The sequence below is a fragment of the Streptomyces ovatisporus genome (assembly GCF_042653885.1).
Classification (GTDB): domain Bacteria; phylum Actinomycetota; class Actinomycetes; order Streptomycetales; family Streptomycetaceae; genus Streptomyces; species Streptomyces ovatisporus.
On sequence record NZ_JBHSFH010000006.1, the window covers coordinates 391,375 to 416,950 of the forward strand.

A 25,576-nucleotide genomic window follows, 5' to 3' on the forward strand; every position below is an offset into this window, starting at 1 on the left:
ACATGGGCGAAAAGGCGAGTACACACCCCGGAGCCGCCGGCAGGGCGGCGGCGGCCGACCACCCGTCCAAGCTGCGGAACGTGGTACTGGTCGGCCACAGCGGATCGGGCAAGACCACCCTCGTCGAAGCACTGGCCCTGGCCTCCGGGGCGGTGAAGCGGGCAGGCAGGGTCGAGGACGGCGGCTCACTCTCGGACTACGACGAGATAGAACACCGTCAACACCGTTCGGTGCAGCTCTCCGTGGTACCGGTGGAGTGGGGCGGCATCCGGATCAACGTACTGGACACTCCCGGATACGCCGACTTCGTCGGAGAGTTGAGGGCCGGTCTGCGGGCAGCGGACGCGGCCCTCTTCGTCGTCTCGGCAGCCGACGGCGTGGACGGCGCCACCCGCCTCGTCTGGGACGAGTGCGCCGCCGTCGGCATGCCGCGGGCCATCGTGGTCACACATCTCGACGCCGCACGGGCCGACTTCGAGGACATGGTGGACACGTGCCGGCGGGTGTTCGGCGGGGACGACCCCGACGCGGTCCTCCCGCTGTACCTCCCGCTGCGCGGCGCACGGGGCGCCGACGGACACGCCCCCGTCGAAGGCCTCATCGGCCTGCTCACCCAGCGGATCTTCGACTACTCCACGGGGAAGCGCACCGAGCGCGAACCCGACCCCGCCCAACTCCCGCTGATCGAGGAGGCCAGGAGCCGCCTCATCGAGGGGATCATCGCCGAGAGCGAGGACGAGTCCCTGATGGACCGGTACCTCGAAGGCGGCGACTGCGACATCAAGACCCTCGTCGCGGACCTGGAGAAGGCCGTCGCCCGCGGCGTCTTCCACCCCGTGCTCGCCGCCGCACCGGCCGCCGAGGGCAGCGTCCAGGGCCTCGGCACCGTCGAGCTGCTGGAGCTGATCACCGGAGGTTTCCCGACGCCGCTCGAGCGCGAGATCCCCGCCGTGACCACCCCGGAGGGCAAGCCGCGCCCGGTACTGGCCTGCGACCCGGAGGGGCCGCTGGCGGCGGAGGTCGTCAAGACCTCCTCCGACCCCTACGTGGGACGCATATCGCTCGTACGCGTCTTCTCCGGCACCCTGCGCCCCGATCAGACAGTCCACGTCTCCGGACACGGCCTGGAGGACCGCGGCCACGAGGACCACGACGTCGACGAGCGTGTGGGCGCCCTCTCCGCACCCTTCGGCAAGCAGCAGCGCCCGCTCTCGAAAGCAGTCGCCGGCGATCTCGCGTGCGTGGCGAAACTCGCGCGGGCGGAGACCGGGGACACCCTCTCCGGCAAGGACGATCCGCTGCTGATGGAGCCCTGGGTCATGCCCGACCCGCTGCTGCCGGTCGCCATCCAGGCGCACAGCAAGGCGGACGAGGACAAGCTCTCGCAGGGTCTGGCACGGCTGGTCGCCGAGGATCCCACGATGCGTCTGGAGCACAACTCCGACACCGGTCAGCTCGTCCTGTGGTGCCTCGGCGAGGCCCACATGGGCGTCGCCCTGGAGCGGTTGCGCAGCCGGTACGGCGTGAACGTCGACTCCGTGCCGCACAAGGTGTCCCTGCGGGAGACCTTCGCCGAGGAGGCCGCCGGGCGGGGACGCCACGTCAAACAGTCGGGCGGGCACGGGCAGTTCGCGATCTGCGAGATCACCGTGGAGCCGCTGCCCGGCGGTTCGGGCATCGAGTTCGTCGACAAGGTGGTCGGCGGCGCAGTGCCGCGGCAGTTCATCCCGTCCGTGGAGAAGGGCATCAGGGCGCAGGCCGCCAAGGGTGTCGCCGCAGGCCACCCGCTGGTGGACTTCCGGGCGACGCTCCACGACGGCAAGGCGCACTCGGTGGACTCCTCCGACGCCGCCTTCCAGATGGCCGGCGCCCTCGCACTGCGTGACTGCGCGTCCAAGGCGCGCATCCATCTCCTGGAACCCGTCGCCGAGTTGGGGGTGACAGTGGCGGACGAGTACGTCGGATCGGTGATGAGCGATCTGTCCGGACGGCGCGGCAAGGTCTCCGGCACCGAGCAGGCCTCCGAAGGCCACACGCTCGTACGGGCGTTGATCCCCGAGATCGAGATCAGCCGTTACGCCGTGGAGTTGCGCTCGCTCTCCCACGGAACGGGCCGTTTCGCGCGCTCGTACGCCTGTCACGAACCGATGCCGCAGCAACTGGCGGGCAAGATCCTGGAAGCGGCCCGGAACGGCGGCTGATCACCGCTACGCTGGGCAAAGACGCGTGAAAAGGTGTGCAGACCACGGTAGTTGGGAAAGTGCCGTGGTCGGCACAGAACGTGGGCACGGCAGCATCGCGGACGTGCGGCCGTGGGGGCACGCGCAGGGCGAGGTATAGCGAAGTGGGGGCTCAGTGGCCGGATTCGAGGACTTCGAAGGGATCGAGGCCGCGTCGGACTTCAGTCCTGGAGCTCAGGTGCCGCTCTCGGGCGCGGGCGGCCAGACGGCTGCGACCCAGGCACTCGCGTCCGCCGCCTACCGCGACGGACCCGTCACCGACCTCGTCGCGGCCAACGACGGGGCCAAGGTCAAGGCACCCCGCCTGTCGCTGTTCGAGCCGAACCTGGGCGAGGCCTTCTCCCGCGCGGTGCAGGTACGGCTGCTCGGCGGCGCCCGCAAGGCGCTCATCCAGTCCTTCGGAATCGAACCCCAGACGGTCGTCGAGCACTGCCTCGCGGCGACCAGGATCCGCAAGGACCGCGACACCCGGCTGACCGTCATCATGGCGATCTTCGGAGTGCTGTTCCTGCCCGGAACCCTCCTGTGGCTGCTGGCCTTCCAGATGCGCCGGGCGCTCGCCGGCTCCCAGAACAAGCGGGTGGGCGCCTTCGGGGTCGCGGCCCTGGTCGCGCTGGGCGGACTGGCGGTCCTGTTCGTCCTCAAACTGCCCTTCACCGGGGTGCTGGCCATCTACCTGCGGGGCATGCTGATCGCACCCGTCGTCGGCTGGCTGTGGGCGAAGCAGGTGTGCGAGCGCTCCGCGAAGATGCTCCGCGGACAGTGGGAGCAGCTCCTGGGAGGCGGCGGCGTCGGGGCGAAGATCCCCGAGGCGGTGCCGCAGGACCCGAACGACGCGGGCGCGGAACGCATCCGTCTCGGACTGGCGAAACTCAGCGCCGAGCAGGCCAGCAACCTCGTCTACTACGCGGGCCCCAAAGGCATACTCGGCATGGGCACCCGCTGGGGAAGCTGGCAGCTCGCGGAGGAGCTCGTGCCGGCAGAACGCGGCAGCGACATCAACCCCTTCCGCAGCTGGGACGTGATCCGCGCGATCTCCGACCAGCTGCGCATGCTGGAGCGTGGCCCCCTGCACACCGGCGGCTTCCCCAAGCCGTCCATACGCCACTGGATCGTCTCCCCCATCGGTGAAGGCGCCTCGGAGGTCAAGCGTCCCGAAGGCCAGGAGGTCGACGGCTACCGCATCAAGGACTTCGAGATACAGCGCATCTGCAACGAGCAGCAGTTCGGCAGCGGCAACCGGCACTACCTGGGCGTCCAGTTCGTGCTCTGGGACGGCCAGTTGGTGATCACCCTGCTCATCACTGTGACGGTGCTGCACCACACGCTGCGCATCGAGGTCACCGGCCACGCGCTGGGCCCCGTCCACCCGCTCTTCACCACGAAGCCCAAGGCGAAGACCAAGGAGGTCTCCAAGAACGTGAGGTTCTGGGAGACCAAGGAGATTTCGCAGCCGCTCGTGGAGGCCCCGGAGGTGGTCCGGCTCGCGGCCCGCGCCCCCTTCACCTGGTTCCCGCCGGTTCTGGACTTCCTCGGCGGAAAACTGTCCCTGCCGGAACCCTTCGGGCTCCGGCACGCCTGGGCCGACAAGCCCTGGCGGCACCGCTTCATGGCGGACGACGCCCTGCGGGCCGCCACTCCCGTGCTTCGCGTCGTGCACTCCGCGGCGATGCGCGTACTGGAGGAGAACGGCTGCAACACCGCCGCCTTCGGCGCCCGTTCGCTCGTCCTCAGCGGTCTGGTGCAGGGCGCGGAACCGAAGCACGCCGACTCCTACGACGCCTGACAGCTCCTCGGAACACCGGTGCCCCGGCCTCTCGGCCCGGGGCACCGGCATGCGCGGCCGCAGCCGCGGCCGGGGGACATACGGAGGTCAGCGCACGTCGTGCCAGGCGTCGGCGAGCATCCTGCGTGTCTCGCCGAGGAGTTGGGGCAGCACCCTGGTGTGTCCGACGACCGGCATGAAATTGGTGTCGCCGCCCCACCGCGGGACGAGGTGCTGGTGCAGGTGGGAGGCGATCCCGGCGCCCGCGACGGAACCCTGGTTCATGCCGATGTTGAAGCCCTGCGCCCCCGAGATGGCCCGCAGAGTCCTCATCGCGTGCTTCGTGAACTCCGCGAGTTCAGCGGTCTCCTCGCCGGTGAGATCCGGGTAGTCGGCGACGTGACGGAACGGTACGACCATGAGGTGCCCGCCGTTGTACGGATAGAGGTTGAGCACGGCGTACACGTGCTCTCCCCGGGCCAGTACGAGACCGTCCTCGTCGCTCTTGGTGGGGATGGTGCAGAAGGGACAGCCGTCTTCAGCGTTGGGGCCGGTGGGCTTGTTCTCACCCTGGATGTAGGCCATGCGGTGCGGTGTCCACAGGCGCTGGAACGCGTCCGGCGTCCCGACCCCGATCTGCTGTTCCGGCTCGCTCGTCATGCGGGCCAGCATAAGACTTCCGCGGTACGGGCCCGGGCCCCAGGGTGACCCCGGGGCCCGGTGCGCCGAGGGCCTCGGCGCCGCCGTCCTCGCGGCCCGTGACCGCGTCGCCGCAGCCGCTACACGCGGCGCTCGACGGCGTCCAGCAGCTCCGCGACCGCCTCGTTCTGCGGTACCCCGTTCTTCTGGGAACCGTCCCGGTAACGGAAGGAGACCGCACCGGCAGAGACGTCCTCGTCCCCTGCGATGATCATGAAGGGGACCTTGGCCTTCTGAGCGTTGCGGATCTTCTTCTGCATCCGGTCCGAGGAGGAGTCCACCTCGATGCGCAGGCCCTTCTTCTTGGCCTCCGCGGCGAACTCCTCCAGATACGGAACGTGCGTGTCACCGATCGGGATGCCCACCGCCTGTACGGGAGCCAGCCACGCGGGGAACGCCCCCGCGTAGTGCTCGAGCAGCACGGCGAAGAAGCGCTCGATCGAGCCGAAGAGGGCGCGGTGCAGCATCACCGGCTGCTGCCGTGAACCGTCGGCCGCGGTGTACTCCAGGCCGAACCGCTTGGGCTGCTGGAAGTCCACCTGGAGGGTGGACATCTGCCAGGTACGGCCGATGGCGTCCTTGGCCTGCACGGAGATCTTCGGCCCGTAGTACGCGGCACCGCCCGGGTCCATCACGAGCTCCAGGCCCTGCTTGCCGGCCGCCTCCCGCAGCGCCTCGGTGGCCTCCTCCCACTCGGCGGGCTCACCGATGAACTTGGGGTTGCCCTCCTCGCGGGTGGACAGCTCGAGGTAGAAGTCGCTGAGGCCGTAGTCGCGCAGCAGGTTCAGCACGAAGGTCAGCAGGTTGTCGAGCTCGTCCGCCATCTGCTCCTTGGTGCAGTAGATGTGCGAGTCGTCCTGCGTGAATCCGCGTGCGCGGGTGAGGCCGTGCACGACGCCCGACTTCTCGTAGCGGTAGACCGTCCCGAACTCGAAGAGCCGCAGCGGCAGTTCACGGTACGAGCGGCCCCGCGCCTTGAAGATCAGGTTGTGCATGGGGCAGTTCATCGCCTTGAGGCGGTAGTCCTGGCCCTCGAACTCCAGCGGCGGGAACATCGACTCCGCGTAGTTCGGCAGGTGTCCCGAGGTCTCGAACAGGCCCTGCTTGGCGATGTGCGGGGTGTTGACGAACTCGTAGCCGGACTCCTCGTGCCGCCGCCGTGCGTAGTCCTCCATCACCTTGCGTACGACGCCGCCCCTGGGATGGAAGACGGCCAGCCCCGAACCCAGCTCCTCCGGGATGGAGAACAGGTCGAGCTCGGCGCCGAGCTTGCGGTGGTCGCGCTTCTCGGCCTCGGCGAGGAACTCCAGGTACGCCTTCAGCTCGTCCTTGGTCGGCCAGGCGGTGCCGTAGATGCGCTGGAGCTGCTTGTTCTTCTCGCTCCCCCGCCAGTACGCGGCTGCGCTGCGCATCAGCTTGAACGCGGGGATCGCCCGGGTCGTCGGCAGGTGCGGTCCGCGGCACAGGTCCTTCCAGCACAGCTCGCCCGACTTGGCGTCGAGGTTGTCGTAGATGGTCAGCTCGCCGGCGCCGACCTCGGCGGAAGCACCCTCGGCCGCGTCGGCGGCCGAGCCCTTGAGACCGATCAGCTCCAGCTTGTACGGCTCGTCGGCCAGCTCCTCGCGGGCGTCGTCGTCGTTCGTGACACGACGGGCGAATCGCTGCCCCTGCTTCTGGATCTGCTGCATCTTCTTCTCGATGAGCTTCAGATCGTCGGGGGTGAAGGGCTCGGCGACGTCGAAGTCGTAGTAGAAGCCGTCGCGGACGGGCGGGCCGATGCCGAGCTTCGCCTCGGGGAAGAGCTCCTGCACCGCCTGCGCCATGACGTGCGCAGTGGAGTGGCGCAGGATGTCGAGCCCGTCCGGGCTGGAGATCTCCACCGGCTCGACCTCGTCGCCCTCGGCGACCTCGTACGCCAGGTCCTTGAGCCGGCCGGCGACGCGAGCCGCGACGACGGAGCGTTCACCCTCGAAGAGAGCGCCGGCCGTCGTGCCCGTGGTCACCACGCGCTCTTCCCGCTCGGAATCGCGTTGGATGATCACACGGACGTCCGCCACCGGTCTCTCCTGACTCTCAACTGGGGTACGCCGACGAGTGTCGGGCACGCTCGAATCGTACCGAGCCCGCACCCCGCTCCGCGAAACGGTTACCGGCCGCCCGCGCCCCTCCCCGCCCGGCACCCGCCGTCCGGCACCGCCCGCCCGGCGTGTGATTCCGGTACGGACGGCAGGGGTTGACCGGAACCGCTCTGCGGTATCAGCTCCGAGGGCACCCTGACGGACAGGAGTGGTGCCATGACCCCCTGGTACGAAGGGCCGCTCGCCTCACTGACCGTACGTGCCCGGCAGCCCGACCGGCCGCAGCCAGGAGCGGAGGTCCTCCCGGACCCGGAACGCGACGTGCTGACCGCCGCCGCGCTCGTCATGCAGCAGGCCCCGCATGCGCCCGTCGAGGTGCACAGCTGGCCGTCCCTGCCGGACTCACCGGCCGGACCGGTCGTGGAGGCCCTTTCCCGCAGCCTCGCGGAGGCAGCCGCATGGCCGCTCACCGTCGCGCACGCGCCGTACGATCTCACGCTGCTGGACCGCGAGTTGAGACGCCACCGCCGCCGGTCCCTCACCGCCTGCCTCGGGCACCGCAGCCTGTGCGTGCTCGACCCCGTGCTTCTCGACCGGCGGCTGAACCGCGCGGCGGACCCTGCCCGTCGTGGTCTGCTTGACCTCTGTGAGGACTACGGCGTCCAGTTGCCGCACCGGCCGGACAGCAGGCCCCTCGCGGACTGCCTCAGCGCACCGGAGCCCGCCGCCGTCGCAACGTTGGAGCTCGTACGGGCGCTCGGCCGCCGCTACGCGCCCCAGTTGGCGGGGCTCACCCCGCCCGCGCTGCACGCGCTCCAGGCCGTCTGGTACGCCGCCGAAGCCCGGGGCTCCGCGACGTGGTTCGCGCCCTGCCCGCAGGCGAAGACCTACCCTGCGTGGCCGCTGCGGCCTGTGATCGCCGCCTGACGCGCTTCCCCTCAGCAAGCGGAAGCCGCCCGTCAACGGCGAAGGCCGGTCCGTCGATCGACGGACCGGCCTTCCTCTACAGGTGGGCGATACTGGGTTCGAACCAGTGACCTCTTCGGTGTGAACGAAGCGCTCTTCCGCTGAGCTAATCGCCCGCTCGCGGCACGGGCAGAACCATACAGTGCCGCTCAGCCATCATCCAAACCCCTTCCCAGCCACCGCCGCAGGCCCCGTCGGCCGGACCGCATCATCCACGCGTGGTTGGCCCGGAGGAGGGGCCGTCCCAGCAACGTCAGCAGCCTCAGGAGCGGCTTGCGCACCTCCACTTGCTGCTCGTAGACCGCGGTGCTCCCGCCGTGTCCGTCCCCGGCCCCGCCGACGGTCCAGCGCGCCCACCCGGCCAGGTCGCCGCCGATCTCCATCTCCAGCACCCCGGCGGCCGGATCGCGCCGCGTCCCCCGCCCGGTGATCCACAGGTCGTAGGGCAGAACGGACCGGATACGTGCCCTCCCGCCTGCGTCCGCCCCGCCCTCCGCCCCGTGCACCTCCCTCACTTGAGGCCACCAGGCCGGATACTCGTCACCGCGCTCCAGCACGGCGAAGACCCGCTCCGGCGGCGCGGGAAGTCGCCACACGCTCCGGAATCGGAACCGGTACCGCGTCGAGCTCATGGACGCTCCTCTCCCCTGCATCCTGGCACCACGGACCCCGCCCCCGCCGGAATCGGCGACCGACGGCGCAAGCGGCTCTGCGAGCTCAGCCGCCGAATTACTCCCGCACACCGGGAGTTCGTCCATTCGACGCGAAGGACATTCCCAAGTTCTCACCGCGCGGGGCGAATTCCGATTGCGGGTCACCTCTCCTGGAAACGGAAGATGACGGGCCCGGCAGAATGCCGCCCGGCTGAAGGTATGCGCATACGAAAAACCGGGATGCGGAGCCTTTCGGCTCGCACCCCGGCATGATCCGCGAGAAGTGGGCGATACTGGGTTCGAACCAGTGACCTCTTCGGTGTGAACGAAGCGCTCTTCCGCTGAGCTAATCGCCCGCTGCGCGCACAAGATTACCGCATGTCAGCGGGTGCTCATGACCCGTCGGCGCAGCCCCGGCCGTCAGCGCCGCCCGGCCTCCCGCTTGAGCTGCCTGCGTTCGTCCCGGCGGACCTTCCACCAGTGCGACCACTCCTTCACCTGCCGTTTCGTCCAGCGCAGCACACGCTGCGCCCAGGAGAACTCGGTGGCCCACAGGCCGATGCCCGCGAAAATGATCAGCCAGCCCGGTCCCGGCAGCGGGAGCAGCACGATGCCGCCGCCCACAACCGCCAGCCCGAGCACGAAGACCACCACCCGCCAGCTGAGGTGAAGAGGCCGCGATGCCTTGATGAACCTCGGGGCGCGGGATCCCAGAGGCTTCTCGTCACGCTCTGCGCACATGCCGCCAACCTAACCGACGCTCAGGGGGTCACCGGAATAGCCGTACGGACCAAAATGGCGACAGGCCATATCAAGGGCTGCATTACTGGCAAAACGGTCAGAGGGGTTTACAACCGACGAGTACGTGGCATGTCGATTTCGCCGACGTGCGAACCCCCGAGCGCACACTGAGCGAAAGGCCCTGGCGCTTATGAACACCACGGTCAGCTGCGAGCTGCACCTGCGCCTCGTTGTTTCGAGCGAGTCATCACTGCCGGTTCCCGCGGGGCTGCGGTACGACACGGCCGATCCCTATGCCGTCCACGCCACCTTCCACACCGGCGCCGAGGAGACCGTCGAGTGGGTCTTCGCCCGCGATCTCCTCGCCGAGGGGCTCCACCGGCCCACAGGCACCGGTGACGTCCGTGTATGGCCGTCCAGGAGTCACGGCCAGGGCGTGGTCTGCATCGCCCTCAGCTCCCCTGAGGGCGAGGCTCTGCTCGAGGCCCCGGCGCGGGCCCTGGAGTCCTTCCTCAAGCGAACCGACGCGGCCGTGCCGCCCGGCACCGAGCATCGACACTTCGACCTCGACACAGAGCTCTCCCACATCCTCGCGGAGAGCTGAGCCCACCTGTCTGCGCAGCCGTCCGACTCGGGGCGACGGCTGCGCCCTCTTCGGCCGTGACCGGCACGTACGACGCCGTCACCGCCGGGACCTCCCCGGCAGTACCGGGAGGCCTCGGCGATGGCGGCGTCGTCGTGCCGTGCAGGCGTTAGTCTCTGCCCACCGGAAACCCCGCAGGGCAGACCCCGAGGAGCGACCCGTGCAGATCAATCACGACACCCGGTGCGCTCTCGACGACGTGGTCGATCTGATCAACACCGCAGCGGACGGCGACCGGGCCGACCAGCTCGTCACGGTCCGCGACCTTGCGGCCTACGTCGAGGGGCACAGCCTCAGCGGGGTGGGGGCTCTCACCGAGGAGGACCTGAACGCGGTGCGCTCCGTGCGGGAGCGTTTCGCCGAGGTCTTCGCCGCCGAGGAGGACCGTGCGGCGGCGGAGCTCGTCAACGCACTGGTCGCCGAGGCGGGCACCACGCCGCAGCTGACCGACCACGACGGTTACGACTGGCACGTGCACTACTTCGCTCCGGGCGCCTCCGCGGCCCACCACCTGGCGGCCGACGGCGGGATGGCCCTGGCCTTCATCATCGTCTCCGGGGAGCGGGACAGGCTGCGCAGGTGCGCCGCACCCGGCTGCGGGCGGGCCTTCATCGACCTCTCCCGCAACCGCTCGCGGCGTTACTGCGACAGCCGTACGTGCGGGAACCGGCTGCACGTGGCCGCCTACCGGGCCCGGCAGCGGGAATCCGCACAGGCCGCCCGCGGCTGAGGCGCGGAGAGCGGCCAGGGCCCGCCCGCGGCCGGCTCACGGCAGGAACAGGTCGTAGGCGCCGGTGACGGCGAGCAGCACAGCGATGACCGCCAGGAAGAGCATCAGCGGCGGTTGGGAGATCGCGTAGAGGCAGCCTTTCGTCTCCACGAGCTGTGACAGCTCGTGCTGGTCCTGGAACTCGTGCAGGACGGGGACAGTCGGGGCGGTCGCGGCAGGCGCGGAGGGCGGCTCTTCGAGCTCGGCCGGAAAATTCGGCGTCATGTCCATCTCGCGGTGATGATGACGCAGCCGGCACCCCTGACGAAGGTCAACACGCCCACGAGACGGTGGAGTTGTCGAGTAGTTCCGTTACTCGTGCGGCGGACGTGGTAGAAGCGGCCGGACGTGCGCGTGTGCTGCGTGGCGGGTGGGGCGTCAGATGCCGTGTTTCTTGAGGATCGCCTCGATGTCGGAGAAGTCGTCCCCTCCGGTGCCGGAGGCGGGTTTCTTCCCCTGTGCGGCGGGCTCGGGCCTGCTTCCCGGCTTCGCCTGCGCGGCCGTGGGCGCCGACGGGCCGCCGGCGCCGAGGGCGGGAGCACCGGCGGCGCCCGAGGCGGCGCGGGACTTCTCGGCGCGGGCCGTGGCACGCCGCTCCTTGCGGCCGGGACTCCTGCGGCCCGCCAGGCGCCCGACGACGTACAGCACGAAGGCGACGGCCAGCACCGCGAAGCCGGCCCAGACCGTGGGGTCGAGCACGAGGTCTGCCGCCCAGCTGCCGACCGCCTTGACGATCTTCCCGCCCAGGCCGATCAATCCGGCCATCGCCAGGCCGACCGGCACGAGCGCGATCGCGGCGATACGGGTGGCGGCGGCGAAACGCCGCCGGAAGGCCGTCAGGAAGGCGACGGCCAGGCCCGCCGCCGAGAGGGCGGCGCAGACGGTCGTGGTGAGCATGTCTCCAGTCTGCTACGTGCGGCGCTGTGGAGCCATGCCTGCTGCCCGAATCAGGGAGATCTCGGGGTCAGGAGCGCTCCGCGCGGCTGAGAGACTGTCCGCATGGACGACGCCGCCTCCCGCCCCGTGCTCGACTACTGGTGCGAGCTGCAGTGCCCCGACTGTCACACGGCGCAGCATGATCTGAACGCTTTGCGCGAGCGGTACGGAGAGCGGCTGGAGATCCGGCTGCGGCACTTTCCGCTGGAGAAGCACAAGCACGCCTACGCCGCTGCTCAGGCCGCCGAGGAGGCGTACGAGCAGGGCAGGGGCGACGAGTTCGCGGCGGCCGTGCTGGAGCGCCACTCCGAACTGGCCGCGCGGGGCGAGGCGTTGCTCCTCGACGTCGCACGGGAACTGGACCTGGACGCCGAGGAGTTCGAGACGGCGCTCATCGACGGACGCCATCTGCTGATCGTCGACGCGGACCAGGCGGAGGGCAAGGCGATCGGCGTGACGGGCACGCCCACGTACGTCATCGCAGGTCAGCGGCTGGACGGCGGGAAGAGCCAGGACGGGCTGCGGGAGCGGATCGAGGAGATCGCCGACGGTCTGCTGGCGGGTGCTCAGGACGGCCCGTCCTGAGCGCTCACAGCAGCGGTTTGAAGAAGTGATGTTCCACGACGCGATAGCCCAGTGAGGAGTAGAGGCTCAGCGCAGTGGAGTTGTACGCGAAGACGTGCAGGCCCAGGACCCCGGCTCCGGCATCGATCGCCTCGCGTTCGGCGACGAGCATGAGCGTGCGGCCGTGCCCTCGGCCGCGCAGCGCCTCGTCGACCTCCACCTCGTACACGTAACTGTCGGCGTCCTCGCGGGGACTGCGTTCGAGCTCCACCCACACCACGCCGACGTCCTCGCCGCCGTGGACGAGCACGCGGAGTGCGGCACCCGGGGTGCCGGCACCCTGCGGCAGCAGCGCGTCGAAGGAGTCGGCGGCTCTCCGCTCCACCTCGTCCGCCGGCACGCCCCGTTCGGCGAGGAGCGGCTGCAGCTTCCGCTGTCCGCGCTCACGCCAGGCCGGGAACTCCGCATCCGTCATGGGGCGGGCCGTGCTGCCGGGCGGCAACTGCGGCCTGGCGCCCAGCTCTTTGACCATGCTGCGGCCGCGTTCGCGGTAGCCCAGGCTTCCGGCCAGTTTCAGGGCGGCCTCCGCCCCGGCCGGGATGCTCGTCTCCACGCGGTCGCAGCCCCATCGGCGGAGCACTTCCTCGGCGGCGAGCACCGCCACCGCGCCGCGTCCGCGCCGCCGTTCCTCCTCGTCGACGGCGAGGCGGGCGACACGGCCCGTCGCGGGCCCTTTCCGGGAGTCGGCGGTGAGCTCGAGGGAACCCACGGGGCGGCTGTTGACGCAGATGTCGTAGCAACGGGACCGGACGCCGTCGGCGTCGTACCGCTCAGGGCCTGTGGGACGCAGGGTGGTGGTCACGGTCGAGTTCTACCCGCGTACGGCGCTCGGCGTCACCGGGCCGCCCGCGGATTCCGGCGGTTCACGGGTCGATGTCGGCGGCGGAACCCTCGGCGAAGAGCCGCATGGCCTTTGCCGTGACGGGGCCGGGGGCGCCGGGCAGTTCGCGGCCGTCGATGCGGTGCACGGCCTGCACGTCGCGGAGCGAGGAGGTCAGAAAGATCTCCTCGGCCTGCTCGAGGGAGTCCAGGGGCAGGTCGGTCTCCCGTGCGCCGGCCCACTCCGCCACGAGGGCCCGGGTGATGCCGGCGAGGCACCCCGATTCCAGCGGCGGGGTGTGGAGTTGACCGTCGAGGACGACGAAGACGTTGGTTCCGGTGCCTTCGCAGAGCAGGTCGCGGGTGTTGGCGAACAGGGCCTCGCTGGCACCGTGTTGGTGGGCACGGGCGAGGGCGAGCACATTCTCGCCGTAGGACGTCGTCTTCAGGCCTGCGAGCGCCCCGCGTTCGTTGCGGGTCCAGGGCACAGTGATCGCCGCGGTGGAGTCGGGGCGCCGGGGCGCCTCCGCGAGTACCACGACGAGGGTCGGCCGGGTCTCGCCCCGGTCGGACCCCAGCGGGGAAGGTCCTCCGGTGTAGGTGATGCGCAGCCGGCCCAGCGGCACGGGCTCCGCCTCGGTGACGGCCGCGCACGCACGACGGACCTCTTCACGGTCGGGCTCGGGCAGGCCGAGGCCGCGGGCGGACACCGCGAGCCGGTCGATGTGCCGGGTGAGGGCGAAGGGCCGCCCCTCGACGACCTTGATCGTCTCGAAGACCCCGTCGCCGACCGTCAGTCCGTGGTCGAGCACGGACACGTGCGCGCTGCCGACGTCCCGGAGCCCGCCGTCGAGCCAGATCCTCATGGGGCTCTCCTCCCGTTCGTCCCCGTGTGCTGCCGCGCCTCCGACGCTACCTTGAGCAGGCGGGAAGCCTTCAGCTGCGTCTCCGCCCACTCCCCCTCCGGGTCCGATCCCCACGTGATTCCCGCGCCTGTGCCGAAATGCAGCACGGGACGTCCGTCCGGTGAGGCGTCGCGTTCGATCCAGAACGTACGGATGCCGACGGCCAGCTCCGCCCGGCCGCGGTCCGCGTCGACCCAGCCGATGCCGCCGCAGTAGGGGCCGCGGGGTGCCGTCTCCAGCTCACCGATGATCCGCAGGGCGCTCAGCTTGGGCGCCCCCGTGACCGAGCCGGGCGGGAAGGTGTGTGCGAGCAGCTCCGGCCACCCTGCCCCTGCGGCCAGTTCGCCGCGCACTGTCGAGACGAGGTGGACGAGCCCGGGATGCTGCTCGACGGCGCACAGTGAGGGGACGGTGACCGACCCCGCCGCGCAGACCCGGCCGAGGTCGTTGCGGACCAGGTCGACGATCATCACGTTCTCCGCGTGGTCCTTCTCCAGCAGGTCCGCGGCGGTGCGGCCCGTGCCCTTGATCGGGCCCGAGAGGACGGTGCTGCCGGAACGCCGCAGATACAGCTCCGGTGAGGCTGTGGCCACCTCCACACCGTAGGCGGGCAGCCGCACCGTGCCGGCGTACGGGGCGGGGTTTCCGCGGGTGAGCAGGGCGGACAGCGCTTCGATGTCGGAGGAGCCCGACGGGGGCAGTGGGGCGCTGAGCACGCGGCAGAGATTGGCCTGGTAGACGTCCCCCGCCGCTATGTGCGCGCGTATGCGGGCCACACCGGCCGTGTAGGCGGCGCGGTCCAGGGAGCTCGTCCACTCCTCGGGGGCCGGGCCCCGCCACGGCTGGGTCCCCGGGCCGCCCACCGCCGGCACCGGCCCGGCCTCGCGGACGTCCCCGAAGCGCGCGCACACCAGCCGTCCCTCGAAGTCCGCCACCACGGCCCACCAGCCCTGGGACTCCAGCGCTGCGGGGTCGTCGGTGACGTCCCTGAGGTCGGTGGCCAGCAGGGAGCCGAAGCGTGCGAGAGGAGGCGGGGGCGGGACGTTCACGCAGCCGAGTCTATGGCGGCCGCCGCGAAGGCCCCGGGGAGCAACTCCGGGGTGCCGGGGGGCCGCCGCCGCAGTTCGGCGGCGCGCACGAGCGTTCACGGAGGGCAAACAGAATTTGAGCTGGCACCGATATCCGCTAGAGTTCACCACGTCGCCGGGACGCGGGAGCAGAACGGACGACAACCTGCGGACGTGGCTCAGTTGGTAGAGCATCACCTTGCCAAGGTGAGGGTCGCGAGTTCGAATCTCGTCGTCCGCTCTGAGTGGGGGTTCACCGACTCCCATCTCGGTGGAGTGGCCGAGAGGCGAGGCAACGGCCTGCAAAGCCGTCTACACGGGTTCAAATCCCGTCTCCACCTCCAAGGACGATTAGCTCAGCGGGAGAGCGCTTCCCTGACACGGAAGAGGTCACTGGTTCAATCCCAGTATCGTCCACCGGGCCCGCAAGGGCCCTTCCCTCTGCTCCGGCATGAGGGTCCGCGCGGTTAGCTCAGCGGGAGAGCGCTTCCCTGACACGGAAGAGGTCACTGGTTCAATCCCAGTACCGCGCACGCGGAAGGCCCTTCGGGGCCTTTTTGCATCGTCGTGCCCCTCCAGGGGCGCGCCGCACGGCACATGCAAGGACGATTAGCTCAGCGGGAGAGCGCTTCCCTGACACGGAAGAGGTCACTGGTTCAATCCCAGTATCGTCCACCGACACATCCGAGTGCCCCGGTCGGCAACGACCGGGGCACTCGTGCAGGACTTCCGCTCGGTGACGCCCGGGGCGTCAACTCCCGTCGCGCGCAGGGCTCATCCCGTCCGTGCACGGCTCGCGCCGAGACGGTGAACGGCTCATGACGAGAAGAGCATGTGCCCGAACCCGCGCTTGTGTCCGTGCTTGTGATGGCCGTGGTGTCCGTGGTGCGGAGCTCCCCAGGCCGGGCCCGTGGGGTACGACTGCGGCGCCTGGGGCGCGTGGCCGCCGCCCTGGCCGTACGGAGCGGGCGGAGGCGGTCCGGCGGGCTGCGACCACTGGGATTCCAGGCGGGTGAGGGACTCGAGCTCCCCGTAGTCGAGGAAGATGCCCCGGCAGCCTCCGCATTGCTCGATCTGGACGCCGTTACGGTTGAACGTCTGCATAAGTGCACCGCACTTGGGACACTGCATGATCAACTTCCTCTCCACGATGGTGGATTCACCAGTCGGCTCTGCGTCTACAGACTAGGCGTTCGCGCAACGGCCGCCGGTGGCTGTGGTGCAGGTGGTGCTGGTGCGGTCGACGTCCGCCATCCGGACACATGCCTCGACGCAGGCCGCCTCCGCTTCGTCCAGCGGCCGTCGGGCGGCATGGGCTTTGACGACGGCCAGCGCAGCGGTCTGCGTGGTGAGGGCTCGGGCGGGTGCGTCCAGATGCTGCCAGGGGTCCCGGCACGGAGCGCCCGCGGCGTGCTGGTAGGCGCCGAGGAAGCGCTCCCAGTCGGCTGAGGGCAGCAGCCCTGCCGCGTACCAGGCCGCCGGACGGGCGAGATCCCAGGCCGGATCGCCGACTCCGAGGTCGTCGACGTCGATGAGCTGCCAACTGCCCTCGGACGGCGGGTGGCTGACCAACTGGCCCAGGTGGAAGTCGCCGTGGCAGAGAATCCCGGCACGGGCCGCGGGCGGTGACTCCTCGGCCCGGCACCAGGCGGGCAGCAACGCCCAGGCACCTTCGACGGCTTCGGCGGCCTCGGCGAGGGCGGGTGCGAGCCCGGAGGCAGTCGTGTCCGTGGCACCGCCGCTGCCCCCGCCGCGAGCCGCGCGCAGACGCCTCATCGCCCGCGCCGCCTTCGCGGGACCCCGCATCACCGGTACGGCGCCGGGCAGTTCTCCGGCCAGGTCCTCCACCGGCACCGCGTGCAGCCGGGCGAGGAGCACACCCGCCGCCTCCCAGGGGGCGTCGTCCGGCGCGTCCGGGCTGACGGGGGTGCCGCGCGGCCAGAGGGTGGCGAGGCGCCCCCCGGGCAGACGCCGCGGACGGGGCACGCCGGAGGTGGCAGCAGCGAGGGGCGGCAGCAGGATGCCGGCGAGGCGCGGGTGTGCCGCTATGCCCAGCCGTACGGTCAACTGCTCGGCGTCCGCGGGACGTTCGTCCCCGTGGTCGCCCTGATGCCCGTGGTCGCCCTGGTCGCCGGCCGCAGGCGGGTGCGCCTTGGCGACGACCGCGCCGAGGCCGACGACGGTGCCGTCGGGCCGGTCGGCCAGTACGGCAGGCCCGCCCGCCGCCGGCCCGGCGGACCCGCCGGATGCGCCATCGGCTGCACCTGCCTCACGGGCGAGGACGCAGAGCTGGTCGGTGAGCTTCGTCGCCACTGCTTCCCTTCGTTTCACTTCGGAGACCGTGCACGGACCCGGCGGCGTCGTGCGTCCGGTCGGCCTTTCCCACCCGGTGCGCCGAGTGCCTGGTTCAGTGCGTGGCCAGCGAACGGTGCATGCACACGCGCGGCCAGCGGTCCAGGCCCGCGAGGGCTTCCTGCTCCCGGATCCGCAGCAGGCCGGGTGTCAGCTCCTGCTGTGCCAGCGTGCGGAAGCCCAGACGCTCGTAGTAGGGGGCGTTCCAGGGGACTCGGGTGAAGGTGGAGAGGGTGACTGCGGGGACCCCGGAGGCCCTCGCCCGTTCCGCCACGTACTCGATGAGAGCCCTTCCGATGCGCTGTCTCGCGTGGTCCGGATGGACCGAGATCTGCTCGATGTGGGCGTTGCCGTCGACGGGTTCGACCAGGGCGTAGGCGACAGGACGGTCGTCCGGCACACCGGCGGCGACCCACAGTCCGCCGCCGCGCCTGAACCGGCGCAGCACCGCGAGGGCGGGCGGGGCGTCGTCGGCGACGAGGTCCATGCCGAGGTCCCGGAAGCAGCGGCCGGCGGCACGTTCGATGTGCTGAAGGTCCCTGAGGTCCTTCTCGCGGCCGGACCTGATCCGTACGGTCGCCGTCATGCCGCCAACGCTCCCAGCGGGTCGTCGAGTACGGGCTGCCAGGCCAACTCCGCCGCGCCGACAAGGCTGTTGTGCGTAAGCGAACTGGGCAACACCGGTACGCTCCCGCTCCTCCCCCACAGGCTCCGGTCGGCGATCACGGCACGCAGATGCTCGCCCTCGGCTTCGAGGAGGGCGCGGTGCAGGCCGCCGAGGATGATGCGGTCGGGGTTGAGGATGTTCACCAGCCCTGCCAGGCCCAGGCCGAGACGGTCGTTGAGGGTGTGCACTGCCGTGCGTACCGCGGGGTCCGAGCCGTACTCGGTGCCGATCAGCTCCTTGGCCTGCTTCAGCAGGGAGACCTCGGGGCCCGGTTCCCGCCCCGCTGCTTCGAGGAACGCCAGCGGGTCGGTCTCCACGTCCAGACAGCCGCGGCTGCCGCAGTGGCAGGGCCGTCCGCCGGGGTCGACGGTGAGGTGTCCGACTTCCAGGGCGAGGCCCGAACTCCCGGTGTGGAGGCGGCCGTCGAGCACGAGGGCACCGCCGACACCGCGGTGGCCGGTGCCCACGACGAGCAGGTGCTCGGCGCCCCGGCCGGCCCCGTGGCGGTGTTCCGCGAGCGCGGCGAGGTTGATGTCGTTGGCGGCGTAGCCCCTCGCCGTCGTCTCGCCGGAGATGCCGGGGATACGCGCCCTGGCGAGGCTGCGGCTGAAGATCTCCCGTACGGGGGCGCCCGCCTCCCAGGCGAGGTGCAGCGGATTGAGGGCGGTGCCTTCGGGCTCGGCGACGGCCGAGGGCACGGCCAGCCCTGCCCCCACGCACCGGCGTCCGGTGTCCTTCAGCAGGCCCGCGCCTGCTTCGACGACCTCCCGCAGCACGTGTGCCGGATCGGCCGAGGCCGTTCCCGCGCCGGGCGCCGTGGCGACGAGCCGGCCGCCGAGGCCGACGAGTGCCGCGCGGAAGCCGTCGGCGTGCACCTGTGCGGCGAGTACGACGGGGCCGTCGCCGTTGACGGAGAGGCGGTGCGAGGGGCGGCCCTGGGTGCCGGACGCGGCACCCGGACTGGAGTCGACCGTGATCAGGCCCAGCGTCTCCAGTTCGGCTGCGACGGCTCCGGCGGTCGCCCTGGTCACGCCGAGTTCGGCGGTGAGGACGGCACGGGTGGGCGCTCTTCCGGTGTGGACGAGTTCCAGTGCCGGGCCGAGGGCGCTGCGGCCTCTCTCCAATTTGCTTGTACGCGTCGGGGTCACCCCTCTATTCTCGCTTTGTGCCGACACTGAACAAAATACGGTCGGCGCTTGCCGTCGCGAGGGGACGCGGCAGTGGCTCCCGGGCCGTCTCCCCGCCCCCGGCCTGGCGTCGCCTCCGTACAGCGATCACCGCGTTCTTCGCCCTCGACGGCTTCCTCTTCGCCGGCTGGGTGGTGCGCATCCCCGCGGTCAAGGAGCAGACCGGCGCCTCCCCCAGCGCGCTCGGGCTCGCGCTGCTCGGCGTCTCCGCCGGCGGTGTGATCACGATGATGCTCACCGGACGACTGTGCCACCGCTTCGGCAACCACGCGGTGACCGTCGCGGCGGCAGTGCTGATGTCGGCCGGTGTGGCGCTTCCCCCGCTGACCCACTCCGTCCTCGCCCTCGGTCTCGTGCTTCTCGTGTTCGGGGCAGCCTACGGCGGGTTGAACGTCGCGATGAACGCCGCGGCCGTCGACCTGATCGCCGTCCTGGGACGTCCCGTCATGCCCGGCTTCCACGCGGCGTTCAGCCTCGGCGGCATGCTCGGCGCGGGCCTGGGCGGCCTCGTGGCAGGACAGTTGAGCCCGGCCCGTCATCTGCTGATGCTGACCGTGCTCGGCCTGTGCGTGACCGCCGCGGCAGGACGGACGCTGCTGCAGCAGCCGGCGCCGCCCGCAGCCGGCCCCGGGGGCGGAGGCACGGGCGTCGGTGCGGCTGAAGCGGCGCCGCGGGCGGGGGCACGGACGGGGCCGGGCAGGCGTCTGGTTCTGGTACTGGGCCTGATCGCGCTGTGCACCGCGTACGGCGAGGGGGCGCTGGCCGACTGGAGCGCGCTGCACCTGGCCGAGGACCTCGGCGCCGGCACAGCACTCGCCGCAGCCGGGTACTCTGTCTTCGCCCTGGCGATGACCGTGGGGAGGCTGACGGGCACCGCACTGACCGAACGGCTGGGCCAGAGCCGCCTGCTGACGGCGGGCGGACTCGCCGCGGGAGCGGGGATGCTGCTCGGTGCGCTGGCACCCTGGACCTGGGCGGCACTGGTGGGCTTCGTCATCACGGGTCTGGGTCTGGCCAACCTCTTTCCCGTCGCGGTCGCCCGCGCCGGCGCACTCGCCGGGCCCGGCGGCGTGGCCGCGGCCTCGACCCTCGGATACGGCGGCATGCTCCTCGGCCCCGTCGCCATCGGGTTCCTGGCCGAATGGTTCTCACTGCCCTCGGCGCTCACCACGGTCGCCCTGCTCGCCACGGTCGCCGGAGTGGTCGCCTGGACGGTGCGAGGCGCGGTCGGCCACTGAGTTACTCACGAGTATGCGCCGTGGTAGTTTCCCCGTATGGCCAGGCTCGGCAAGCTGATCTCCACCCCGCGCGGTCTGCGCCGCGCGCTCGCCTGGTGGCCGCCGTACCGCTGCGCGGGCATCAAGGTCGTGCACATCGCGGACGACTGGAGCAGCGCCCGCATCCGGCTGCGCCTCGGACTGCTCAACCGCAACTACTTCGGCACCCACTTCGGCGGCTCGCTGTACTCGATGAGCGACCCCTTCTGGGTGCTGCTGGTCGTGAACCGGCTCGGGAGCGACTACCTGGTGTGGGACAAGACCGGTGAGATCGAGTTCGTCTCGCCGGGCCGCGGCACCGTCTGCACCGAGTTCGAGCTGAGCGAGGCGAGGGTCGCGGAGATACGGCAGGCGACGGCGGACGGCTCCAAGGCCCTTCCCTGGTTCGAGTCCACCGTGACCGCCGCCGACGGCACCGTGGTGGCGCGCGTACGCAAGCAGCTGTACGTACGCCGCAAGCCCGGCCGGTAGCCGGGGGCCCGGGCGAGCGGCGGACCGGTGCCTGCTGCCGCGACCGGTCCCCGGCGTGTGACTCGGGGCCGTGCCGCTCCGGCTCGGTCCGGCCGCCGTGGCGTGAGCAGCACGGCCGTCGCCTCAGGTGAGCGTCAGCGTCGTGTGCAGTCCGGCCTCCGAGCTGCCTCCCGCGTAGATCTCGAACTCGCCCGGTTCGACGAGCAGTTCGCCTCGCGGGTCGTTGGTGTGGAAGCCGAGGTCGGCCGCGCCGAGTTCGAAGGTGACGGTGCGGCGCTCGCCCTCTTCGAGGGTCATCCGCTCGAATCCCCGCAGACGCCTCACGGGTTGGGCGAGGCTGGCGACCTTGTCACGGATGTAGAGCTGGGCGACCTCGTCTCCCGTGCGGCCTCCCGTGTTCTCCACCGTCACTGATGCCGTCACCTTCGCCCGGCCTTCCCGGACGTCCTGCGCGCTCACGCTCTTCTCGCTCAACTCCAGGCCGGAGAAGGCGAACGTGGTGTAGCTCAGGCCGTGCCCGAAGGGGAACAGCGGGCCGTGGCGCAGGTCGAGGTACTTGGAGGTGTACGGGTCGTCCGGGTCGTAGGGGCGGCCGGTGTTCTCATGCCCGTAGTACACGGCGAGTTGGCCCACCGCACGAGGGAGCGTGACGGGCAGCTTGCCGCCGGGGGCGACCTCGCCGAAGAGAACGTCCGCCACCGCGTTGCCTCCCTCGATGCCGGGATGCCAGGCGTTGAGGACGGCGGGAGCGTGCTCGACCACGCCGGAGAGCACCAGCGGGCGCCCCGCGAGCACCACGACGGCGAAGGGCCTGCCCGTCTCCGCGACCCTGCGGATCAGCTCCTCCTGCACTCCGGGCAGGGTGATGTCGCTGCGAACTGCCGCCTCACCACTGTGACTTGCCTTCTCCCCCACGACGACGACGGCGGCGTCCGCCGCCTCGACCGCCGCCACGGCCTCGGCGAGCTTGCCGGTGTCTCCGCCGGTGACGTCGCAGCCGCGGGCGAAGGTCACCTTCGCGCCGGGTGCGGCCTTCCTGACGCCTTCCAGCACGGAGACGGCGGGGAACATCCTCGATCCCGGCCCTGCCCAGGTTCCGTGCAGTTCCCTGGTGTCGTCACCGAGCGGACCGACGACGGCGAGCGAGGACGTGTCCTTGGCGAAGGGCAGCGTACGGTCCTCGTTCTTGAGCAGCACGGCGCAGGACGCCGCGGTCTCCCGGGCGTGCCGGCGGGCTGCCGCGGTGGGTTCGGCGATCTCCCCGTCCTCGTCGGTGTAGGGGTTCTCGAAGAGACCGAGCCGCACCTTGACGCGCAGGATGCGGGCGACGGCGTCGTCCAGGCGCCGCGGGTCGATCTCGCCGGCTTCGAGGAGTTCCCTGCCGTGCTCGGCGTAGGTGGTGCTGACCATCTCCATGTCCACTCCGGCGCCCAGCGCGAGGCGGGCGGCGTCGGCGCCGTCGGCGGCGACACCGTGCGGGATCAGTTCCTGCACGCCGTTGTAGTCGCCGACGACGAAGCCGTCGAAGCCCAGTTCCTCGTGCAGGATGCGGGTGAGCGTGTGCGGATTGGCGTGTGCGGGAACGCCGTTGACGGTGTTGAAGGCGGCCATCACGGTGGCCACCCCGGCGTCCACCGCGGCCTTGAACGGCGGCAGCGCCACGTCGCGCAGCCGCCGCTCGGAGATGTCGACGGTGTTGTAGTCCCGGCCGCCCTCGGGGAAGCCGTAGCCCACGAAGTGCTTGACGCACGCGGCGATGCGGCCGTCGGCCGAGTAGTCCTCGCCCTGGTAGCCCCGCACCTTGGCCGCGGCCAACTGTGCGGTCAGGTACGGGTCTTCGCCGCTGCCCTCGGCGACCCGGCCCCACCGCGGCTCGTGGCTGACGTCCGCCATCGGCGCGAACGTCCAGTGCACGCCCCAGGAGGCCGCCTCCCGCGCGCTCACCTCGGCGTCCCGCACGACGACTTGCGGGTCGAAGCCGGCGGCCTGGGCGAGCGGGACGGGGAACGTGGTCAGGAAGCCGTGTATGACGTCGAGTCCGAAGATCAGCGGGATACCCAGGCGGGACTCCTCGACGGCGTGCCGCTGCAGGTCGTTGCACTCCTTGGCGCCGGTGATGTTGAGGACGGAGCCCAGCCGTCCTTCCGCCGCGGCCTCCGTGGCGGCTTCGTTCTGGCCCTCGCCGGGGCCCGTGTCCGGATTCCAGGTCAGCTGCTGGAGCTGCCCGAACTTCTCCTCGACGGTCATCCGGGCGAGCAGCTCCTGCACGCGGCGCTCGGTCTTCGCACGGCTCTCGGCACTCAGGACGCCCGCTCCCTGGGCTGCGGGCACCGCGGAGGCAGCGGCGGTTCCCGAGGCGGGAGCCGCCGCCGCTGGAGTGGCCGTGAGCGGCGGGACGGACGCGGACGAGGCGAGAACCGCGGCACCCGCGGATGCCCTGAACACGCTGCGACGGCTGACGTTTTCGGCCACTCGATGGCTCCTTCGACGGACGTGACGACCGGTGCACCGGCCGCCTGCCGAAGAGGCGCGGGGCCCCACGGCACGGGGACGGCGGATGCATCAGGAGCAACGTGCCCACAAAATTGGAAGCGCATACATTCATCCTGTCCGGCGATGCCGGCGCGGTGCGGGTGCAGTTGCGCGGCCCCGCCGCGCGGCCCTCGACCCCGGCAGCGGATCAGCCCAGCCAGCCGGGGCGGACGAGCCCCGACTCGTAGGCCAGGACCACCAGTTGGGCCCGGTCGCGGACACCCAGCTTGACCATCGCGCGGCTGACGTGGGTCTTGGCGGTCAACGGCGAGACCACGAGGCGGCGTGCGATCTCCTCGTTCGACAGGCCCATTCCCACCAGCGCCATCACCTCACGCTCGCGCTCGGTGAGCTGCCCCAGCTCCTCGGCGGCGCCCGGCTCCTTGGAACGCGCCGCGAACTCCGCGATGAGGCGCCGCGTCACGCCGGGCGAGAGCAGGGCGTCGCCGCCGACGACCGCGCCGACCGCCCGTACGAGCTCCTCGGGTTCGGTGTCCTTGACCAGGAAACCCGAGGCGCCCGCGCGGATGGCCTCGAAGACGTACTCGTCCAGCTCGAAGGTGGTGAGCATGACCACCTTCACGTCGGCGAGCCCGGGGTCCTCGGTGATGCGGCGCGTCGCAGCGAGCCCGTCGAGCACCGGCATCCGGATGTCCATCAGCACCAGGTGGGGGCGGAGGCGGCGGACGCTCTCCAGCGCCGCCGCACCGTCGGCGGCCTCGCCGGCGACCTCGATGCCGGGCTGAGCGTCCAGCAGAGCACGGAAGCCGGCACGGACCAACGACTGGTCGTCGGCGAGCAGCACACGGATCACGGTCTCTCCTTCTCCGGCGGGACGGGCACCGTAGCGGCGGGCGCGCAGGGGAAGCGGGCGGTGACGCGGAACCCCCCGTCGGCCCGTGGCCCCGCCTCGGCGCTTCCGCCGAGCGCCGAGGCCCGTTCGCGCATGCCGGGCAGGCCGTTGCCGCCCGAACCGCCGCCGCCGGAGCCGCCGCCCGCGGACGCGGACCCCGCGTCCCGCAGTGCCGGGCCCTCGTCGTCCACGTCGACGCGGAACTCACCGGGGCCGTAGCCGAGCCGTACGCGTGCGGTGCGCGAGCCCGAGTGGCGCACGACGTTCGTCAGGGCTTCCTGGACGATGCGGAAGGCCGCCAGGTCGGCTCCCGGCGGAAGCCGCGTCGCCGTCCCCACGACCTCCGTCGTCACGTCCAGCCCTGCCCCGGCGGCCTGCCCGGTCAGCTCCGGGAGACGGTCGAGGCCGGGGGCGGGTGTGCGCGGCGCGGCGCCGGGGGCACGGAGGGCGTCCAGCACCTGACGGACCTCGCCGAGGGCCTCCTTGCTGGCGCTCTTGATGGTGGTCAGCGCCGTACGGGCCTGCTCCCGGTCCGAGTCCAGCAGTGCGAGACCCACCCCCGCCTGCACGTTGATGACGGAGATGCTGTGCGCGAGCACGTCGTGCAGCTCACGGGCGATGCGCAGCCGCTCCTCGTCCGCGCGGCGCCGGTCCGCCTCCTCCTGCGCGGCACGGCGGCGCGCCCACTCCTGTCGCCGGGCACGGGCCAGTTCGGCCCCGGCGACGACGGCCGCGACCCAGGCCGCGGCGACGAGTTCCGTCCCCCAGCTCGCCCCGCCGTCGCCGTCGGGCGGCAGCCAGCGGTAGAGCAGATGCGCCAGCAGCACATGTCCCGCCCACAAGGCGGCCAGGGCACTCCACGCCGCGTAGCGCCGTCCCGCCGCGGCGGCGGCGAAGCAGGCGACCCCCACGCTGAGGAAGACGGGACCGTAGGGGTATCCGGCGCCCAGATACACCGCTGCGACGGCAGCGGTGCCGAAAGCGGCTGTGCGTGGGGCGATGTGCCGCAGCAGGAGCAGCAACGGGCCGGCGGCGAGGAGGAACCGGGCGAACCCGTCGAGCGGCATGCGCAGCACGTCCTGGCCGGCTGCGGCCGCCTGGGAACCCACCTGCTGCACGACGAGCACGGCGAACGAGGACAGCCAGGGCACCGACCTGAGGGCCGATATGCCGGGAGACCCGGGACCGCGGGGGGTTCCGGCCCTCCCGGACGTCCACGCGGCTCCCTCGGGCCGCCCCGGCCGGCGGCAGCCGGGCGGAGCCGGGTGACCGGAGCGGTGATGCGCCCGCCGCGGCTGCCCGTCCGCCTCGCCCGGCGTCCGGGTGACGGAC

Annotated in this window: 23 protein-coding genes, 7 tRNA genes and 1 pseudogene; 13 read left to right on the forward strand and 18 right to left on the reverse strand. The window is 71.4% G+C overall.

All coding sequences use genetic code 11. From position 1 onward, the window contains the following. Positions 1-2: 2 nt before the first annotated feature. Positions 3-2,201, forward strand: a complete 2,199-nt coding sequence (locus ACFPA8_RS12940) for an elongation factor G-like protein EF-G2 (RefSeq protein ID WP_386447152.1) — start codon at positions 3-5, stop codon at positions 2,199-2,201. Positions 2,202-2,355: 154 nt separating this feature from the next. Further along, positions 2,356-4,026: a hypothetical protein gene (locus tag ACFPA8_RS12945; protein WP_386447155.1), complete on the forward strand. Its 1,671-nt coding sequence runs from the start codon at positions 2,356-2,358 to the stop codon at positions 4,024-4,026. Between the two features lie 87 nt (positions 4,027-4,113). Here the strand turns inward: ACFPA8_RS12945 and ACFPA8_RS12950 are convergent, their stop codons facing one another. Both ACFPA8_RS12950 and thrS read right to left on the reverse strand, forming a co-directional pair. Continuing rightward, entirely contained in the window at positions 4,114-4,677 is a 564-nt protein-coding gene (locus tag ACFPA8_RS12950; RefSeq protein WP_386447157.1) for an HIT family protein, read from the reverse strand. Positions 4,678-4,784: 107 nt separating this feature from the next. Next, positions 4,785-6,761, reverse strand: coding sequence for a threonine--tRNA ligase (gene thrS / locus ACFPA8_RS12955; RefSeq protein ID WP_386447160.1), 1,977 nt, complete (start codon positions 6,759-6,761; stop codon positions 4,785-4,787). Between the two features lie 237 nt (positions 6,762-6,998). Between thrS and ACFPA8_RS12960 the strand changes: the two genes are divergently transcribed. After that, on the forward strand, positions 6,999-7,709 hold the full coding sequence (locus ACFPA8_RS12960) for a 3'-5' exonuclease family protein (protein ID WP_386447163.1): 711 nt from the start codon (positions 6,999-7,001) through the stop codon (positions 7,707-7,709). Positions 7,710-7,792: 83 nt separating this feature from the next. Here the strand turns inward: ACFPA8_RS12960 and ACFPA8_RS12965 are convergent. The 4 genes and pseudogenes from ACFPA8_RS12965 to ACFPA8_RS12980 all read right to left on the reverse strand — a co-directional run. After that, positions 7,793-7,864: transfer RNA gene (locus ACFPA8_RS12965), tRNA-Val, on the reverse strand. 33 nt (positions 7,865-7,897) lie between these two features. After that, positions 7,898-8,380 carry an SRPBCC family protein gene (locus ACFPA8_RS12970; protein ID WP_386447166.1) on the reverse strand — a complete coding sequence of 161 codons (483 nt, stop codon included), beginning with the start codon at positions 8,378-8,380 and terminating at the stop codon, positions 7,898-7,900. A gap of 305 nt (positions 8,381-8,685) precedes the next feature. Next, a tRNA-Val gene (locus tag ACFPA8_RS12975) sits at positions 8,686-8,757 on the reverse strand. Between the two features lie 88 nt (positions 8,758-8,845). Further along, positions 8,846-9,142 (reverse strand): annotated as a pseudogene (locus ACFPA8_RS12980) (TIGR02611 family protein); the annotation flags it as partial. Between the two features lie 190 nt (positions 9,143-9,332). On the opposite strand from ACFPA8_RS12980, the gene ACFPA8_RS12985 reads away from it, so the two are divergent. Further along, positions 9,333-9,746: an SsgA family sporulation/cell division regulator gene (locus tag ACFPA8_RS12985; RefSeq protein ID WP_003959770.1), complete on the forward strand. Its 414-nt coding sequence runs from the start codon at positions 9,333-9,335 to the stop codon at positions 9,744-9,746. Positions 9,747-9,945: 199 nt separating this feature from the next. Beyond that, a complete protein-coding gene (locus ACFPA8_RS12990; RefSeq protein ID WP_386447169.1) occupies positions 9,946-10,515 on the forward strand; it encodes a CGNR zinc finger domain-containing protein in 570 nt (189 codons plus the stop codon). Positions 10,516-10,551: 36 nt separating this feature from the next. On the opposite strand, the gene ACFPA8_RS12995 is transcribed toward ACFPA8_RS12990, so the two are convergent. Both ACFPA8_RS12995 and ACFPA8_RS13000 read right to left on the reverse strand, forming a co-directional pair. Continuing rightward, positions 10,552-10,785 carry a hypothetical protein gene (locus tag ACFPA8_RS12995; RefSeq protein ID WP_386447172.1) on the reverse strand — a complete coding sequence of 78 codons (234 nt, stop codon included), beginning with the start codon at positions 10,783-10,785 and terminating at the stop codon, positions 10,552-10,554. Positions 10,786-10,932: 147 nt separating this feature from the next. After that, entirely contained in the window at positions 10,933-11,451 is a 519-nt protein-coding gene (locus ACFPA8_RS13000) for a hypothetical protein (RefSeq protein WP_386447175.1), read from the reverse strand. Positions 11,452-11,553: 102 nt separating this feature from the next. Here ACFPA8_RS13000 and ACFPA8_RS13005 point away from each other — a divergent pair, with 102 nt between their 5' ends. Then, positions 11,554-12,075, forward strand: coding sequence for a DsbA family protein (locus ACFPA8_RS13005; protein ID WP_386447178.1), 522 nt, complete (start codon positions 11,554-11,556; stop codon positions 12,073-12,075). Positions 12,076-12,079: 4 nt separating this feature from the next. Here ACFPA8_RS13005 and ACFPA8_RS13010 read toward each other — a convergent pair whose 3' ends face one another. From ACFPA8_RS13010 to ACFPA8_RS13020, 3 genes are all read right to left on the reverse strand, one after another. Next, positions 12,080-12,916 carry a GNAT family N-acetyltransferase gene (locus ACFPA8_RS13010; RefSeq protein WP_386447181.1) on the reverse strand — a complete coding sequence of 279 codons (837 nt, stop codon included), beginning with the start codon at positions 12,914-12,916 and terminating at the stop codon, positions 12,080-12,082. 61 nt (positions 12,917-12,977) lie between these two features. Further along, positions 12,978-13,799: an aminotransferase class IV gene (locus tag ACFPA8_RS13015; protein ID WP_386447184.1), complete on the reverse strand. Its 822-nt coding sequence runs from the start codon at positions 13,797-13,799 to the stop codon at positions 12,978-12,980. Continuing rightward, positions 13,796-14,887: a chorismate-binding protein gene (locus tag ACFPA8_RS13020; RefSeq protein ID WP_386447187.1), complete on the reverse strand. Its 1,092-nt coding sequence runs from the start codon at positions 14,885-14,887 to the stop codon at positions 13,796-13,798. Before ACFPA8_RS13020 ends, ACFPA8_RS13015 begins: the two co-directional genes overlap by 4 nt. Positions 14,888-15,073: 186 nt before the next feature. Between ACFPA8_RS13020 and ACFPA8_RS13025 the strand changes: the two genes are divergently transcribed. The 5 genes from ACFPA8_RS13025 to ACFPA8_RS13045 all read left to right on the forward strand — a co-directional run bounded on the left by ACFPA8_RS13025 (position 15,074) and on the right by ACFPA8_RS13045 (position 15,580). Then, a tRNA-Gly gene (locus ACFPA8_RS13025) sits at positions 15,074-15,146 on the forward strand. Positions 15,147-15,175: 29 nt separating this feature from the next. Next, a tRNA-Cys gene (locus ACFPA8_RS13030) sits at positions 15,176-15,249 on the forward strand. A gap of 1 nt (position 15,250) precedes the next feature. After that, positions 15,251-15,322 (forward strand) — tRNA-Val (locus ACFPA8_RS13035). 44 nt (positions 15,323-15,366) lie between these two features. Next, positions 15,367-15,438, forward strand: a tRNA-Val gene (locus tag ACFPA8_RS13040). A 70-nt stretch (positions 15,439-15,508) separates the two neighbouring features. Then, positions 15,509-15,580 (forward strand) — tRNA-Val (locus tag ACFPA8_RS13045). A 141-nt stretch (positions 15,581-15,721) separates the two neighbouring features. On the opposite strand, the gene ACFPA8_RS13050 is transcribed toward ACFPA8_RS13045, so the two are convergent. The 4 genes from ACFPA8_RS13050 to ACFPA8_RS13065 all read right to left on the reverse strand — a co-directional run bounded on the left by ACFPA8_RS13050 (position 15,722) and on the right by ACFPA8_RS13065 (position 19,072). Continuing rightward, positions 15,722-16,036, reverse strand: a complete 315-nt coding sequence (locus tag ACFPA8_RS13050) for a TFIIB-type zinc ribbon-containing protein (RefSeq protein WP_386447190.1) — start codon at positions 16,034-16,036, stop codon at positions 15,722-15,724. Positions 16,037-16,090: 54 nt separating this feature from the next. After that, positions 16,091-17,236, reverse strand: coding sequence for a phosphotransferase (locus ACFPA8_RS13055; RefSeq protein ID WP_386447193.1), 1,146 nt, complete (start codon positions 17,234-17,236; stop codon positions 16,091-16,093). Between the two features lie 76 nt (positions 17,237-17,312). Next, positions 17,313-17,843 (reverse strand): GNAT family N-acetyltransferase, encoded by a 531-nt coding sequence (locus tag ACFPA8_RS13060; RefSeq protein WP_386447196.1) that lies wholly within the window; start codon positions 17,841-17,843, stop codon positions 17,313-17,315. Further along, positions 17,840-19,072: an ROK family protein gene (locus tag ACFPA8_RS13065; protein WP_386447199.1), complete on the reverse strand. Its 1,233-nt coding sequence runs from the start codon at positions 19,070-19,072 to the stop codon at positions 17,840-17,842. The genes ACFPA8_RS13060 and ACFPA8_RS13065 overlap by 4 nt, the downstream gene beginning before the upstream one ends. Positions 19,073-19,089: 17 nt before the next feature. On the opposite strand from ACFPA8_RS13065, the gene ACFPA8_RS13070 reads away from it, so the two are divergent. Continuing rightward, positions 19,090-20,349: an MFS transporter gene (locus ACFPA8_RS13070; RefSeq protein ID WP_386447202.1), complete on the forward strand. Its 1,260-nt coding sequence runs from the start codon at positions 19,090-19,092 to the stop codon at positions 20,347-20,349. 36 nt (positions 20,350-20,385) lie between these two features. Then, on the forward strand, positions 20,386-20,859 hold the full coding sequence (locus ACFPA8_RS13075; protein WP_386447205.1) for a DUF4442 domain-containing protein: 474 nt from the start codon (positions 20,386-20,388) through the stop codon (positions 20,857-20,859). A 123-nt stretch (positions 20,860-20,982) separates the two neighbouring features. Here the strand turns inward: ACFPA8_RS13075 and ACFPA8_RS13080 are convergent, their stop codons facing one another. The 3 genes from ACFPA8_RS13080 to ACFPA8_RS13090 all read right to left on the reverse strand — a co-directional run bounded on the left by ACFPA8_RS13080 (position 20,983) and on the right by ACFPA8_RS13090 (position 25,395). Further along, positions 20,983-23,106, reverse strand: a complete 2,124-nt coding sequence (locus tag ACFPA8_RS13080; RefSeq protein ID WP_386447655.1) for a glycoside hydrolase family 3 N-terminal domain-containing protein — start codon at positions 23,104-23,106, stop codon at positions 20,983-20,985. 433 nt (positions 23,107-23,539) lie between these two features. Next, the gene (locus ACFPA8_RS13085; RefSeq protein ID WP_386447208.1) at positions 23,540-24,205 is read right to left on the reverse strand and encodes a response regulator; all 666 of its coding nucleotides are present in this window, start codon (positions 24,203-24,205) and stop codon (positions 23,540-23,542) included. Beyond that, on the reverse strand, positions 24,202-25,395 hold the full coding sequence (locus tag ACFPA8_RS13090; protein ID WP_386447210.1) for a sensor histidine kinase: 1,194 nt from the start codon (positions 25,393-25,395) through the stop codon (positions 24,202-24,204). Before ACFPA8_RS13090 ends, ACFPA8_RS13085 begins: the two co-directional genes overlap by 4 nt. Positions 25,396-25,576: the final 181 nt, after the last annotated feature.

Bases quoted from the DNA above. Each gene is read 5' to 3' on its own strand.
- ACFPA8_RS13050 (WP_386447190.1), bottom strand. From the start codon at position 16,036: ATGCAGTGTCCCAAGTGCGGTGCACTTATGCAGACGTTCAACCGTAAC.
- ACFPA8_RS12950 (WP_386447157.1), bottom strand. From the start codon at position 4,677: ATGCTGGCCCGCATGACGAGCGAGCCGGAACAGCAGATCGGGGTCGGG.
- ACFPA8_RS12960 (WP_386447163.1), top strand. From the start codon at position 6,999: ATGACCCCCTGGTACGAAGGGCCGCTCGCCTCACTGACCGTACGTGCC.
- ACFPA8_RS13060 (WP_386447196.1), bottom strand. From the start codon at position 17,843: ATGACGGCGACCGTACGGATCAGGTCCGGCCGCGAGAAGGACCTCAGG.
- ACFPA8_RS13015 (WP_386447184.1), bottom strand. From the start codon at position 13,799: ATGAGGATCTGGCTCGACGGCGGGCTCCGGGACGTCGGCAGCGCGCAC.
- ACFPA8_RS13080 (WP_386447655.1), bottom strand. From the start codon at position 23,106: ATGACCGTCGAGGAGAAGTTCGGGCAGCTCCAGCAGCTGACCTGGAAT.
- ACFPA8_RS12940 (WP_386447152.1), top strand. From the start codon at position 3: ATGGGCGAAAAGGCGAGTACACACCCCGGAGCCGCCGGCAGGGCGGCG.
- ACFPA8_RS12985 (WP_003959770.1), top strand. From the start codon at position 9,333: ATGAACACCACGGTCAGCTGCGAGCTGCACCTGCGCCTCGTTGTTTCG.
- ACFPA8_RS12970 (WP_386447166.1), bottom strand. From the start codon at position 8,380: ATGAGCTCGACGCGGTACCGGTTCCGATTCCGGAGCGTGTGGCGACTT.
- ACFPA8_RS13005 (WP_386447178.1), top strand. From the start codon at position 11,554: ATGGACGACGCCGCCTCCCGCCCCGTGCTCGACTACTGGTGCGAGCTG.
- ACFPA8_RS13000 (WP_386447175.1), bottom strand. From the start codon at position 11,451: ATGCTCACCACGACCGTCTGCGCCGCCCTCTCGGCGGCGGGCCTGGCC.
- ACFPA8_RS13075 (WP_386447205.1), top strand. From the start codon at position 20,386: ATGGCCAGGCTCGGCAAGCTGATCTCCACCCCGCGCGGTCTGCGCCGC.
- ACFPA8_RS12995 (WP_386447172.1), bottom strand. From the start codon at position 10,785: ATGGACATGACGCCGAATTTTCCGGCCGAGCTCGAAGAGCCGCCCTCC.